We start from the raw sequence: 12,954 nt of genomic DNA, 5'->3' as shown, positions 1-12,954 counted from the left end.
TGCTCGTGCCAGGGATTTAAGCCAGCCCAAGTCGCTGGGCTGAAGAAAGTTTCTCTGACCCGACGGACATCGGGTCACTGGATTCCTGTGACAAGCACAGGAATGCCGGAGAGTTTGCGGAACGCACCGAGCCCGACATCGAGGGCGGCATATCGGAAAGGAAACACCATGAAGACGATCAAGGGTCCGGGCATTTTTCTCGGTCAGTTTGCCGGAGACAAGGCGCCGTTCGACAGCTGGGACGGCATCACCAAATGGGCGGCCGACAAGGGTTATCTCGGTGTGCAGGTGCCGACCTGGGCTGGCCAGCTGATCGACCTCAGACAAGCTGCCTCGTCGAAGGATTACTGCGACGAGTTCGCCGGTGTCGCCCGCCAGAACGGTGTCGAAGTGACCGAATTGTCCACCCATCTTCAGGGGCAGCTGGTCGCCGTGCATCCGGCCTATGATGACGCCTTCGACGGCTTCGCTGCGCCGGAAGTGCGCGGCAATCCGAAGGCACGTCAGGAATGGGCGGTCGAGCAGGTGAAGATGGCGATCACAGCCTCGAAGCATCTCGGCATCACGGCGCATGCCACCTTTTCCGGCGCGCTCGCCTGGCCCTACATCTATCCGTGGCCGCAGCGCCCGGCCGGTCTGGTCGAGACCGCCTTTGACGAGCTTGCCCGCCGCTGGACGCCGATCCTCGATCATGCGGACGAAAACGGCGTCGACGTGTGTTACGAGATCCATCCCGGTGAGGACCTGCATGACGGCGTCACGTTCGAGATGTTCCTGGAGCGGGTGAAGAACCATCCGCGCGCCAACATGCTCTACGATCCGTCGCATTACGTGCTGCAATGCCTGGATTATCTCGACAACATCGACATCTACAAAGACCGGATCAAGATGTTCCACGTCAAGGACGCGGAGTTCAATCCGACCGGGCGGCAGGGCGTCTATGGCGGCTTCCAGAGCTGGGTGAACCGGGCCGGACGGTTCCGTTCGCCGGGCGATGGTCAGGTGGATTTCGGGGCGATCTTTTCCAAGATGGCGGCCAACGATTTCGACGGCTGGGCCGTGGTCGAATGGGAATGCGCCCTGAAGCATCCCGAAGACGGAGCCCGCGAAGGCGCGGAATTCGTCAAGCACCACATCATCCGCGTGACGGAACATGCATTCGACGACTTTGCCGCCGGCGGCACGGACGAGGCGGCCAACAGGCGGATGCTGGGGCTTTCATAGAAACCCCTCCCCACAAGGGGAGGGCTTAACCTGCCGCACCCTTCGGTCATGACCCGAGACGGTGCGGAGGGGTCTCTCCCCCTTGTGGGGGAGATGGCCGGCAGGCCAGAGGGGGACTTTCCCCGCAATGAATTTCCAAGGAGACATCATCGTGACCATCGAAGCCAAGGACGAACAGACACGCGCACCCCGTATCCGGCTCGGCATGGTCGGCGGCGGATCAGGTGCCTTTATCGGCGCGGTGCACCGGATGGCGGCGCGGCTGGATGACCGGTTCGAACTCGTCGCGGGCGCTCTCTCCTCGACGGCGGAAAAATCGGCGGCATCGGGGCGGGAACTCGGGCTTGATACGGAGCGAACCTACGGCTCCTATGAGGAGATGGCGAGCCGCGAGGCGGAGCGCGAAGACGGCATCGAGGCGGTGTCGATCGTCACGCCGAACCATGTTCATTTCGATGCCGCCAAGGCGTTTCTCAAGCGCGGCATCCACGTCATCTGCGACAAGCCGCTGACCTCCAACCTTGCCGACGCGAAGGCGCTGAAGCAGGTAGCCGACGAGAGCGGCGCACTGTTCATCCTCACCCACAACTACACCGGCTATCCGATGGTGCGCCAGGCCCGCGAGATGGTCGAGAGTGGCGTGCTCGGCGATATCCGTATCGTCCAGGCGGAATATCCGCAGGACTGGCTGACCGAGGCGGTCGAACAGACCGGCGCCAAGCAGGCGGTGTGGCGTACCGATCCGGCCCAATCGGGTGCCGGCGGCTCGACCGGCGATATCGGCACGCATGCCTATAACCTTGCCTGCTTCATCACCGGCTTGAAGCTCGATAGCCTTGCCGCGGATCTAGACAGTTTCGTCGAGGGCCGCCGGCTCGACGACAATGCGCATGTGATGCTGCGGTTTGCGGCGAGACACGACGAGAAGCCGGCCAAGGGCATGCTCTGGTGCAGCCAGGTGGCGCCGGGCCACGAGAACGGCCTGAAGATCCGCGTCTACGGCACCAAGGGCGGCATCGAATGGGTGCAGGCCGATCCGAACTACCTGTGGTTCACGCCGTTCGGGCAAGAAAAGCGGCTGATCACCCGCAATGGCGCCGGTTCCGGCGCCGCTGCTGCGCGTGTCTCCCGCATTCCATCGGGTCATCCGGAAGGTTATCTCGAAGCCTTTGCAACGATCTACACGGAAGCGGCACTGGCAATCCACGCCCACCGGACGGGAGCGAAACTGGACGAGGCGGTGATCTATCCGACCGTCGATGACGGCGTGAAGGGTGTGGCCTTTGTCGAGGCCTGTGTGGAGTCGTCTCGGAACAATGGTGCTTGGGTGAAGGTGTAAAGACTTGGTGGGCGGCGTCTGCCCCTCACCCTAACCCTCTCCCCGTAGACGGGGAGAGGGGACGTGGCTCGATCGGGGCAAGGCGCGTGCGGCAAAGGACCTTCTCCCCAACTGCGGAGAGAAGGGTCCGCAGGACGCAGCCGGATGAGGGGCCTGGGGAAGAGGTGGCGGCACCCGGATAGGCGTTGGAACCCTCGCCGCGGCCGGATCTACCTCCAGTGTCAGGAGCCCAATATTGACATTTCCATTCAATCTGTACAGATATATGTACATTCTGAGAGGAGAGCATTGTGGCCCACGTTCGTTTGACCGAGTTTAGGCAGAACATTGCGACCCACTTCGACAACGTGATCGCCTCTCGCGCTCCTTTGCTGGTCACGCGTCAGGGGTCAGAGGCGTTGGTTCTGATTGCTGAGGGCGAATACGAGAGCATGCAGGAAACTCTGCACCTTCTTTCCACTCCAGCGAATTCTGATCGGCTGCGCGAGAGTATTGCGCAGCTTCGCGGAGAAGAGCTGATCGAAAAAGACCCGACTCTCTGACATGAACCTTCTCTGGACGGGAAACGCCTGGGAAGAGTACCAATACTGGCAAAGCGTCGATCAATCGATGGTCGAGAAAATCAACGAGCTGATCAGGGATACGAAGAGATCGCCCTTCAAGGGGCTTGGAAAACCGGAACCGCTGAAGGGCAGTCTCTCCGGGTTTTGGTCGAGGCGCATTCTTGGGGAGCATCGACTGGTGTATTGTGTGTCGGGTAAAGGAAGCACCCAGCAACTTCAAATCATCCAGTGCCGTTTTCACTATGAGAGATAGTATAGAGCGTACTTAAGACGATAATCGCGAACGAGCTCGTCGCGCTGAACGGGTTTTCGCGCTCCAAAACCTGTACAACGGGCGGGCATTTGGGTACACGTCGCTGCTATGACGGCCGGGGTCATTGTCTCGGTCGCACCTCCATATGGCGGCATCCTGATGACTGATCCACAGACCCTCGCAGCCCGTTTCCCAGGCGATTTCACCTTTGGCGTTGCGACCGCCGCCTACCAGATCGAGGGATCGACCAAGGCGGATGGCAGGAAGCCTTCCATCTGGGATGCGTTTTCCAACATGCCGGGGCGGGTGCATAATGGCGATAATGGCGATATTGCCTGCGATCACTACAATCGCTGGGAAGCGGATCTCGATCTGATCGCGGAGATGGGTGTTTCCGCCTACCGGTTCTCGCTGGCCTGGCCGCGGATCATTCCTGAGGGCACTGGCCGGATCAACGAGCAGGGGCTCGATTTCTACGACAAGCTGATCGACGGATTGAAGGCGCGCGGCATCAAGGCCTTCGCGACGCTCTATCACTGGGACCTGCCGCTGGCGCTGATGGGCGACGGCGGCTGGGCCGCGCGATCGACGGCTTACGCGTTCCAGCGCTATGCCAAGGTGGTGATGGCGCGTCTCGGGGACCGGCTGGATTCGGTTGCGACATTCAACGAACCGTGGTGCTCGGTGTGGCTGAGCCACCTCTACGGCGAGCATGCGCCGGGCGAGCGCAACATGGAGGCGGCCCTTGCCGCCATGCACCACACCAATCTCGCGCATGGACTGGCGGTCGAAGCGATCCGGCATGTGACGCCGAATGTGCCTGTTGGTCTCGTCCTCAACGCACATTCCGTCATTGCGGGTTCCGATAGCGCCGAAGATAGCGCTGCTGCCGAGCGTGCCTTCGACTTCCACAACGGCGCCTTTTTCGGCCCGGTGTTCAAGGGCGAATATCCGGCGTCGCTGATGTCGGCGCTTGGCGATCGGATGCCGAAAGTGGAAGACGGCGATCTTGCCGTCATCAACCAGAAACTCGACTGGTGGGGCCTCAATTATTACACGCCGATGCGCGTTCTTGCCGATACCGCTGAGGGTGCGGAATTCCCGGCAACGCAGCCTGCGCCCTTCGTCGAAACGGCGGTGACCGATATCGGCTGGGAGATCTATGCGCCCGCCATGAAATTGCTGGTCGAGGATCTCTACCGTCGCTACGACCTGCCGGAATGCTACGTCACGGAAAACGGTGCCTGCGACAATACCGATCTTGGCGCCGACGGCACAATCGATGACACGATGCGGCTTGACTACTATGTCGAACATCTCGGCGTCGTCGCGGATCTCGCCCGCGACGGTTATCCGATGAAGGGCTATTTCGCGTGGAGCCTGATGGACAATTTCGAGTGGGCCAAGGGCTATCAGATGCGGTTCGGCCTCGTCCATGTCGACTATCAGACGCAGGTTCGCACGATCAAGCAGAGCGGCAAATGGTATCGGGATCTGGCTGCAGAGTTCCCCAAGGGTAACCACGCACCGGCTTAATTTTGCGCTGCGTAGAAGATTTTTTCTCGTTTTCGCCGAATTTGAAATCTCATCCCTGTAAAATGTGGCGCAGGCGGGGCATTGATGCGCCATCAATAACGAGGCCTCCCGGCTTCATTGAAAGCCGATCGAATGCTCCGCAAAGTCACCTGTCATCGAATGTGCCGCTTGGCTGCATGAATTGAGACGGCGACCCTTGTCGCCGGGATGACCTGACTGAACGTGTGAGCTTATCATGACACTTGTTACTGCCGTGGCCGATGCCGCTTCGCCTGACGTGGCGAATGCTGCGCCCATGGTGTCGTTCGAAAAGGTGGTGAAGCGGTTCGGCGGTGCGTCCGGGCAGCCCGAATTTACCGCGCTCGACGGTATCGATTTTTCGGTCGCCCGCGGCTCCATCGCCGGTATCATCGGCCGATCCGGGGCCGGAAAGTCGACGCTGATCCGGCTGGTCAACGGGCTTGAAAAGGCGACGTCCGGCACGGTCGTGGTCGATGGCGTCGAAGTGGGCGGGCTTAGCGAAGACGGACTGCGTTCGCTGCGCCGTCAGGTCGGCATGATTTTCCAGCATTTCAATCTGCTATCCTCGCGAACCGCGTTCGACAATGTGGCGCTGCCGCTCGAGATTGCCGGTGTGGACAAGGCGGCGATCAAGGCCAAGGTCGGGCCTCTGCTCGATCTCGTCGGTCTCGGCGACAAGGCCGGGCGTTACCCGTCCGAGCTGTCGGGTGGGCAAAAGCAGCGCGTCGGCATTGCCCGCGCGCTGGCGACCGATCCGAAACTGCTGCTCTCAGACGAAGCCACCTCGGCGCTCGATCCGGAGACCACGCATTCGATCCTTGATCTTCTGAAGCGCATCAACGCCGAACTCGGGCTGACGGTGCTTCTGATCACGCACGAAATGGAAGTGGTGAAAACGGTCGCCAGCCATGTGGCGGTGATCGATGCGGGTCGCATCGTCGAGGCCGGGCGCACGTTCGAGGTTTACGCCGACCCCAGGCACGAGACGACGCGCACGCTGCTTGCCTCTTCGCTCAACCTGCCGGAATGGCTGCGCAACGGCATCAAACGGCAACCATCGGCGGGGGACCGGGCGCTGGTGCGGCTGGTGTTCTTCGGCGATACGGCCTTCAAGCCTTTGACGGGACGTCTGGTTGCCGAACTGGGCGCCGACGTCAACATTCTGGCGGGTGCGATCGAGGAGATCGCGGGCGAGCCGTTCGGATCGCTGGTCGTTTCCTATTCCGCTGACCCGGCCGTGATGGCGCGGGCGCAACAATTCTATGTCGAGACCGGCCTGAAGACGGAGGTGCTCGGCTATGTCGCTTGAGATGCTCATCAACCTTCTCACCAAGGCGCTGACCCAGACGCTGCAGATGGTGGCGATCGCCGGCCTGATCGGCTCGGCCATCGGGCTGCCGATCGGCATCTTTCTCGCCACCAGCGGCCGTGGCGAGCTGTTTCCGGCGCCGACCGCCAACCGCGTCATCGGCCTCATCGTCAATGCCGCGCGCTCGACGCCGTTCATTATTCTGGTCGTTGCGATCATACCGTTTACCCGGTTGATCACGGGAACCTCGATCGGCACCAATGCGGCTATCGTGCCTTTGACGATCGCCACCATTCCGTTCTTTGCGCGGCTCGTGGAGGCGGCGATCCGCGAGATCGACAGCGGTCTCATCGAGGCGGCCCGCGCCATGGGGGCTTCGCCGATGCAGATCGTCTTCAAGGTGCTGCTCGCGGAAGCCCGGCCCGGCCTGATCTTAGCACTCACCATGACCATGGTCAGCCTGATCGGCTATTCGGCGATGGTCGGTGCGGTCGGCGGCGGTGGTCTCGGCGATCTCGGGATCCGCTACGGTTACCAGCGCTTCATGCCGGAAGTCATGCTTGCCGTCGTCGTGGTGCTGATCGTTCTCGTTCAGCTGGTCCAGAGCGCCGGCGACAGTCTCGCCCGCCGTTTCGACAGGCGCAACCGCAAGACCTGATCAAGAACAAGCCATTCATTCTTTAAAATCCAAGGAGACAGACATGAAGAACATCATTCTCGCGGCCGCCTTCAGCGCCATCACTGCCGCATCGGCTTTTGCCGAAGACATCAAGATCGGCGTGACGCCCGGTCCGCACGCGCAGATCATGGAAAAGGTCAAGGAAATCGCAGCCCCCAAGGGCCTCAACATCGATATCCTCGAATTCTCCGACTATGTCGTCCCGAACCAGGCGCTGGCTGATGGCGAGCTTCAGGCCAATTCCTTCCAGCACAAGCCGTATCTCGACAATCAGGTGACCGACCGCAAGTTCGACCTGATCGCCGTCGGCACAACCGTCAACTTCCCGATGGGTGTCTATTCCAAGAAGGTGAAGAGCCTCGACGAACTGAAGGAAGGTGCTACGGTTTCGATCCCCAACGACCCGACCAATGGCGGTCGCGCGCTGCTGATCCTGGCCGACAAGGGTCTCATCAAGCTCAATGCCGAAAAGGGCCTCAAGGTAACGCCGGCCGACGTCACCGAAAACCCGAAGAAGATCGAATTTGCCGAGCTCGACGCAGCTCAGCTTCCGCGTTCGCTCGATGACGTCGATGCGGCCGTGATCAACACCAACTTCGCGGTCGAGGGTGGTCTCAACCCGGCCAAGGACACGATCGCCAAGGAAGGCGAAAAGGCACCTTACATCAACATCATCGCGATCAACGCGAAGGACAAGGATGCCGCCTGGGTGAAGACGCTGGTCGACAGCTATCACAGCCCTGAGGTGAAGCAGTTCGTGCTCGACACGTTCAAGGGCGTCGTCATTCCGTCCTGGTAACACGTCGAAAGACGGTAGGATCTCAGAGTGAAGTGATCTAATCGAGGCCGGTCTCCGCGGAGACCGGCTTTTCTTATTGAAGTTAACGATATCTGAAGAGATCGCCGTCCAATGTGGCCCCCTTAATGAAGGGGCGGGCTATTGTTGTTCATGCCGTCACATTTCCGGCGTTCCGTTCCGGCCGGCCGTCGGTCTGTCGTGGCGATGCAACTTGTCCTGTTCGCAGTCGTCGTCACGCTCGTGACCGTCTTCATTCTGACGGCCGTCGGCCGCATTGCAGATTATGCCAACCGGTATGACGACAGCCGCTCGATGCAGACCACCGAAGGCGCGCTGCAGACCTTCCGAACCCAGCTTCAGGCCACCCTCAACGATTATTCGGCATGGGATGATGCTGCCGAGTTCGTCTATGCCCAGGACGGCCAGGATTGGGTTGTCAGCAATTACGGCGATATGACGTCCAACAGCGGCCTGTTCGATATCGCGATCGTGATGGACACCGAGCGCAACGTGCTGATGTCCTATCAGGAGGGACGTCCGGCAGAATGGAACCCGCGCGAGTATTTCGATACGTCGCTCTGGACCTTGTTCGATCGGGTCCTGTCCACGGGTCGCGACGGTCTGCCGGAAGCCACGGGCTTTGTTCAGACACGCGACGGCGTTGCGGCTGTCGGCGTCGCCCTGGTGCGCGAAAAATCCGGCGCGCTCGACAAGCCGCTCTCGGAGAGACGGTTTCTCGTCTTTGCCCGCCAGCTGGACGAAAAAAAGGTGGCGGAACTTGCAAGGACCTATGTTGTCGAGGGTTTGCGGTTCATCGACAAGACAGATCAGACCAGCAACAGCGTCGAACTTCGCAACCTGCACGGCAAGCTTTTGGTCAAGCTTTCGTGGCAGCCGCGGCGTCCGGGCGACCTCGGCTTCTCCCAGGTGCAGCCTCTGGTCTACGGCGCGCTTGCCATGGTCGGGCTGTTTTTCCTGCTGCTCGTGGTCAGTGGCAGCATCACCCTAAATCAGCTCAAGCGCGACGAAGCCGATGCGAGACGGCTCGCGATGTGCGACCGGTTGAGCGGGCTTTTGAACCGGTCAGGTTTCTTTACCGCTCTCGACGCCCTTGTTCTCGAAAGCCGGGCGCAGGGCGCGCATGTTTTGCTTCTCTATCTGGATCTCGATGGCTTCAAGGAAGTCAACGATGCCTATGGTCACGGGACCGGCGACAAGCTGATCCGCGGCGTGGCGGCCGGGTTGAAGACGCTTGTTGGCAGCGAGGCGATCCTGGCGCGCGTCGGCGGCGACGAATTCGCCATCGCTCTGCCGGTGATGGGGGCATCTCCGGTGGCACCTGTTCTCTGCGACCGCATTCTCGGCTTCTTCGGCGAGCCCTTCGTCATCGGCGAGCGCGTGGCTGTGATCGGAACCAGTATCGGTGTCGCCATCTCGCCGCGCGGCAACGTGCCGGGAGAGGAGCTTGTCCGTCGGGCCGACATGGCGATGTACCGTGCCAAGGAAACCGGCCGCGGTCGCTATGAGAATTACCGGCCGGAAATGGATGCCGAGCGCGAGGAGCGCAACCGGCTGGAAGTGGACCTGCGGATCGCCATCGAGCGGCGCGAAATCAACATCGTCTACCAGCCCGTGGTGGATGCAACGAACTGGCGGCTGATCGGCGTCGAGGCGCTCGCCCGCTGGACCCGCAAGGGTTACGGACCGGTGCCGCCGGATGTGTTCATTCCGATTGCGGAATCAAGCGGACTGATCGACCAGCTGGGTCTGTTCGTCATGCACCGGGCCTGCGAGCGCATCGCCGACTGGCCCGGCATCAAGCTTGCCGTCAATATCTCGCCCGGCCAGTTCCGTGATCCCGAATTTTCGCAGCATGTGGCCTCGATGTTCCGCAAGACCGGAACCGATCCGTCGCGCATCACGCTGGAAATGACCGAGGGGTATTTCATTCAGAACCCAGACCGCGCTCGCGCAGCGATTGCCAGGCTGAAAAAGCTCGGTGTCGAGATCGCTCTCGACGATTTCGGCGCTGGTTTTTCGAGCGTCGGATATCTGCGGCAGTTCGGTTTCGACCGGATGAAGATCGATCGCTCGCTGGTGCATGCGATGTCCGAGGGTGACCACGCGGTTCAGACGTTGCAGGCGACCGTGGCGCTTGCCCGTTCGCTTGGCATGCCGGTGACGGCGGAAGGCGTCGAGAGCGAGGACCAGGCGTTGAAGTTGCGGATGACGGGCTGTGATGAATTGCAGGGCTATTTCTTCGGTCGGCCGATGGAAGCCCATGAGATCGACGTCATCTACCGCACCGACCGGGGACGGGACGGAAAGCGGATTGCCTGAAAACGTCTCAGGCTAGAGATGCCGCGGCACCTTTGTCTTCAGGATCGCAACCAGGCCCGCATCCATGAACCCGTAGTCGTCGGGGATATCGAGACAGATCAGCCGCTTGCTTTTGAGCTGCGAGCGATATTTCTGCTGGATCTTTGCCCGGTGGGTCCGTTCCATGACGAACAGGATGTCGGCCCATTCGATCAATTCGGCTGAGAGAGGGTTTTCGGCATCATTGTTGGTGCCGGCGGACGACACCTCGAAGCCGGGCCACTCAGCGAAAACCTGCTCCGCCGTCGGGCTCCGCAGCTTGTTCTGGCTGCAGACAAAAAGGATGTTTTTCAGGTTAGTCCATCCTTCTCGCGGACGCTTTAGCTGCCGATATGCTTGACGCCGCGCTGTTTGGCGAGGGCGATCTGCAACTGCCGCTGACGGTAGCGCAACCGGTCTTCCTCGGTGCGGCTGTCGTAGCAATGGGAACAGGAAACGCCTTCCTCATACTTGGGTGAGGTGATCTCTTCAGCGGTGATCGGGTTGCGGCAGGCGTGGCAGAGCTTGTGGTTGCCTTCCTTCAGGCCATGCTCAACGGAGACGCGCTCGTCGAACACGAAACAGGCGCCTTCCCAGAGGCTTTCTTCTTCCGGCACCTGCTCGAGATATTTCAGGATGCCGCCCTTCAGGTGGTAGACGTCCTCGAAACCCTGCTGCTTCATGAAGGCTGTCGCCTTTTCGCAGCGGATACCACCGGTGCAGTACATGGCGATCTTCGGCTTGTTGTGCAGGCCGGTATTGTTTTTCACCCAGTCCGGGAATTCGCGAAACGTCTTGGTGTTGGGATCGACTGCGCCCTTGAAGATGCCGATCGCCGTCTCGTAATCGTTGCGCGTATCGATGACGATGGTCTCGGGATCCGAGATCAGCGCGTTCCAGTCCTTGGCCTCGACGTAGGTGCCGACGATTCTGTTGGGATCGATATCCTCGACCCCCATCGTGACGATTTCCTTCTTGAGCTTTACCTTCATGCGCACGAAGGGCATTTTCGAGGCGCGGCTTTCCTTGTGCTCCAGGCCAGAAAATTCCGGCTGGGCGCGCAGAAACGTCAGAAGCTCGGCGATGTCAGTATCGGAACCCGCCACCGTACCGTTGATGCCTTCGCGCGCGATCAGCAGCGTGCCTTTGATGCCGCGCGCGTCGCAGAACGCCTGCAGCGGCGTCTGGAAATCCGCAAAACGTTCGAACCGCGCAAAGTGATAGAGCGCGGCAACGAGAAATGCGCCCGTGGCTTCGGGGCGGGGGAGAAGGTGGCTTTCGGTCATGCCGGTCCCATACAACCAGATGCGCTGTTGCGCAATGGATTGGGCGCTGTCGTCTTCACGACGCCGCGTGTTTCCAGAGGAGCGCGATCATCCTGCTTTCGGTGGCGGCACTATCGGAAAACACCGATTGGGCGATCGGCAGTGCTTCCTTCCGGAGCGCCTGCTGGCGGGCGATGATGGCGGCGAGTAGCCGCGCCAGCGTGTCGCTGTCGCCGAAAAGGTCGGGGCTTTCGTTGACGAGGCCCGAGAGAACGGAAAGATCGTGCTCGTGACCTAAAAGATCGACCAGTGATTTCGCCTCGGCCTGTTTGGCGCGCATCGCCGACGGCCAGATGTCGCGCAGGAGGGCAAGATGCATCCAGTAGGTCTGGCCGCTCTTGCGCAATTCGTGGAATGCCTCGGCATGGGCGTTGCCTTCGCATTCCTTGATCGCCGCCAGCGCCTGCAGGCGCTGTTTCTTCCAGACCTTGGCAAGCCGGTGGGCGGTCTTTTCCGGCTTGTCGTCCAGCGACAGGCCGTGCAGCGCGTCGATTGCCTCGTGACAGATGATCACCGCCGTCGCCATGCGGGCGGGCAGGTCTTCCTGGCTCTCGGCAATCTCGTCGCGGCGTTTGGAAAGCGCGTCGCGGGCGAATGCAAGGGCTGCCTGTTCTTCCGGCAGAGTAGATTGACCGGCGAGATAATCGACCGTTTCGACAAGTGCCGTTGCATCGCGCACGGCAGAGAGGCTGCGGGCCATGTCGCCGATACGCTTGTTTTCGCGGCTTCTGAACTCTTTGGCGTCCGGCTGGATCAGGCGGTACAGCGCCCGCACGCGCTTGAAACGCTTGCGCGCATCGTGGATCGCCGTGTGAGCCCCATCGGGCTTGTCGGCGAGATAGCGGACCGCCTTCGACAGCTGCTGCTCGGCAACCGCGACAAACTCGACGGTAAACGGCTTATCGGGTCGCAGGTGGTAGGCCATCGAGAAGCTCCCTGCTCAGATCCTGGTTGGCCATGACGGCATTGGAATAGCGGCGATCGCCGGTGACGTCGTCGCCGATCCAGTCCGGTATCGGCGGCTGATCGGTTTCGTTTTCAAGTTCCACTTCCGCGACGACGAGCCCCTTGTAGACGCCTGCGTAGACATCGACTTCCCAGGTATAGCCCTGATGCTCGACATTGAAGCGGGTCTTGTCGAGCACGATGCCGGTCGCGCCCTCAGCCATGTCCTTGGCATCGGCCAGCGGGATTTCGTATTCGAACTCCGAGCGCGAGAACATCTCCGAGCCGATCTTGATGGTCAGCTTGGCCTTCTCGTCATCCATGATACGGACGCGAACCGAGCGATCGTCGGCCACGGCGATATAGGCCTGAAGGAACCGCGAGGAGGATGCGATCTCGTGCCGCCAGGCATCGTTCTTGACCAGATACTTGCGCTCGATTTCCTGTCCCATAGGTCCCGTCTTGGTTGTTGAGATGTACCGTAGCGCAAAGATGCACAAGGGCAAGAGTATCGGCAAGAGCATGGTAAAGCGGTGCTTCGGCCGGGTCCTCAAGAGAAGCACGCAAGGGGCGATAGGTTGCGTCGATCGGGGGATTTGTCCT

Annotated in this window: 13 protein-coding genes; 9 read left to right on the top strand and 4 right to left on the bottom strand. The window is 60.8% G+C overall.

The window, feature by feature from the left end:
* The first annotated feature begins 168 nt into the window (after nt 1–168).
* The 9 genes from ACQY1P_RS19330 (at nt 169) to ACQY1P_RS19290 (ending at nt 10,063) form a co-directional block, all read left to right on the top strand.
* The gene (locus ACQY1P_RS19330; RefSeq protein WP_062461174.1) at nt 169–1,224 is read left to right on the top strand and encodes a sugar phosphate isomerase/epimerase family protein; all 1,056 of its coding nucleotides are present in this window, start codon (nt 169–171) and stop codon (nt 1,222–1,224) included.
* Between the two features lie 151 nt (nt 1,225–1,375).
* Nucleotides 1,376–2,563, top strand: a complete 1,188-nt coding sequence (locus tag ACQY1P_RS19325; RefSeq protein ID WP_430254960.1) for a Gfo/Idh/MocA family protein — start codon at nt 1,376–1,378, stop codon at nt 2,561–2,563.
* 290 nt (nt 2,564–2,853) lie between these two features.
* Entirely contained in the window at nt 2,854–3,105 is a 252-nt protein-coding gene (locus ACQY1P_RS19320) for a type II toxin-antitoxin system Phd/YefM family antitoxin (RefSeq protein ID WP_092659709.1), read from the top strand.
* Between the two features lies 1 nt (nt 3,106).
* On the top strand, nt 3,107–3,379 hold the full coding sequence (locus tag ACQY1P_RS19315; protein ID WP_062461172.1) for a Txe/YoeB family addiction module toxin: 273 nt from the start codon (nt 3,107–3,109) through the stop codon (nt 3,377–3,379).
* A gap of 159 nt (nt 3,380–3,538) precedes the next feature.
* Complete coding sequence (locus ACQY1P_RS19310) at nt 3,539–4,915, top strand: GH1 family beta-glucosidase (protein WP_430254958.1); 1,377 nt, start codon at nt 3,539–3,541, stop codon at nt 4,913–4,915.
* A 295-nt stretch (nt 4,916–5,210) separates the two neighbouring features.
* Complete coding sequence (locus tag ACQY1P_RS19305; RefSeq protein ID WP_430256739.1) at nt 5,211–6,245, top strand: methionine ABC transporter ATP-binding protein; 1,035 nt, start codon at nt 5,211–5,213, stop codon at nt 6,243–6,245.
* Nucleotides 6,235–6,903, top strand: a complete 669-nt coding sequence (locus tag ACQY1P_RS19300) for a methionine ABC transporter permease (RefSeq protein ID WP_430254956.1) — start codon at nt 6,235–6,237, stop codon at nt 6,901–6,903. Before ACQY1P_RS19305 ends, ACQY1P_RS19300 begins: the two co-directional genes overlap by 11 nt.
* Before the next feature lie 43 nt (nt 6,904–6,946).
* A complete protein-coding gene (locus ACQY1P_RS19295; protein ID WP_113167546.1) occupies nt 6,947–7,723 on the top strand; it encodes a MetQ/NlpA family ABC transporter substrate-binding protein in 777 nt (258 codons plus the stop codon).
* A gap of 150 nt (nt 7,724–7,873) precedes the next feature.
* Nucleotides 7,874–10,063 carry a bifunctional diguanylate cyclase/phosphodiesterase gene (locus ACQY1P_RS19290; protein ID WP_430254954.1) on the top strand — a complete coding sequence of 730 codons (2,190 nt, stop codon included), beginning with the start codon at nt 7,874–7,876 and terminating at the stop codon, nt 10,061–10,063.
* Between the two features lie 12 nt (nt 10,064–10,075).
* Here the strand turns inward: ACQY1P_RS19290 and ACQY1P_RS19285 are convergent, their stop codons facing one another.
* From ACQY1P_RS19285 to ACQY1P_RS19270, 4 genes are read right to left on the bottom strand one after another with little or no spacing between them, the layout of a single operon-like run.
* Complete coding sequence (locus tag ACQY1P_RS19285) at nt 10,076–10,396, bottom strand: low molecular weight protein tyrosine phosphatase family protein (RefSeq protein WP_430256738.1); 321 nt, start codon at nt 10,394–10,396, stop codon at nt 10,076–10,078.
* 26 nt (nt 10,397–10,422) lie between these two features.
* A complete protein-coding gene (locus ACQY1P_RS19280; protein ID WP_430254952.1) occupies nt 10,423–11,367 on the bottom strand; it encodes a rhodanese-related sulfurtransferase in 945 nt (314 codons plus the stop codon).
* A gap of 55 nt (nt 11,368–11,422) precedes the next feature.
* On the bottom strand, nt 11,423–12,331 hold the full coding sequence (locus ACQY1P_RS19275; RefSeq protein ID WP_062461157.1) for a CHAD domain-containing protein: 909 nt from the start codon (nt 12,329–12,331) through the stop codon (nt 11,423–11,425).
* The gene (locus tag ACQY1P_RS19270) at nt 12,306–12,803 is read right to left on the bottom strand and encodes a CYTH domain-containing protein (protein WP_062461154.1); all 498 of its coding nucleotides are present in this window, start codon (nt 12,801–12,803) and stop codon (nt 12,306–12,308) included. Before ACQY1P_RS19270 ends, ACQY1P_RS19275 begins: the two co-directional genes overlap by 26 nt.
* Nucleotides 12,804–12,954 lie beyond the last annotated feature (151 nt).

Origin of the sequence: Neorhizobium sp. DAR64872/K0K18, from assembly GCF_050500175.1 — a bacterium.
In the GTDB taxonomy this organism is placed as follows: domain Bacteria; phylum Pseudomonadota; class Alphaproteobacteria; order Rhizobiales; family Rhizobiaceae; genus Neorhizobium; species Neorhizobium soli.
Note: the sequence above shows the minus strand (reverse complement) of the source record. Positions and strands in the feature narration are given on the sequence as shown.

Excerpts from the sequence above, each read along its gene's own strand:
- ACQY1P_RS19330 (WP_062461174.1), top strand. The coding sequence starts at position 169 with ATGAAGACGATCAAGGGTCCGGGCATTTTTCTCGGTCAGTTTGCCGGA.
- ACQY1P_RS19315 (WP_062461172.1), top strand. The coding sequence starts at position 3,107 with ATGAACCTTCTCTGGACGGGAAACGCCTGGGAAGAGTACCAATACTGG.
- ACQY1P_RS19310 (WP_430254958.1), top strand. The coding sequence starts at position 3,539 with ATGACTGATCCACAGACCCTCGCAGCCCGTTTCCCAGGCGATTTCACC.
- ACQY1P_RS19305 (WP_430256739.1), top strand. The coding sequence starts at position 5,211 with ATGGTGTCGTTCGAAAAGGTGGTGAAGCGGTTCGGCGGTGCGTCCGGG.
- ACQY1P_RS19300 (WP_430254956.1), top strand. The coding sequence starts at position 6,235 with ATGTCGCTTGAGATGCTCATCAACCTTCTCACCAAGGCGCTGACCCAG.
- ACQY1P_RS19295 (WP_113167546.1), top strand. The coding sequence starts at position 6,947 with ATGAAGAACATCATTCTCGCGGCCGCCTTCAGCGCCATCACTGCCGCA.
- ACQY1P_RS19290 (WP_430254954.1), top strand. The coding sequence starts at position 7,874 with ATGCCGTCACATTTCCGGCGTTCCGTTCCGGCCGGCCGTCGGTCTGTC.
- ACQY1P_RS19280 (WP_430254952.1), bottom strand. The coding sequence starts at position 11,367 with ATGACCGAAAGCCACCTTCTCCCCCGCCCCGAAGCCACGGGCGCATTT.
- ACQY1P_RS19275 (WP_062461157.1), bottom strand. The coding sequence starts at position 12,331 with ATGGCCTACCACCTGCGACCCGATAAGCCGTTTACCGTCGAGTTTGTC.
- ACQY1P_RS19270 (WP_062461154.1), bottom strand. The coding sequence starts at position 12,803 with ATGGGACAGGAAATCGAGCGCAAGTATCTGGTCAAGAACGATGCCTGG.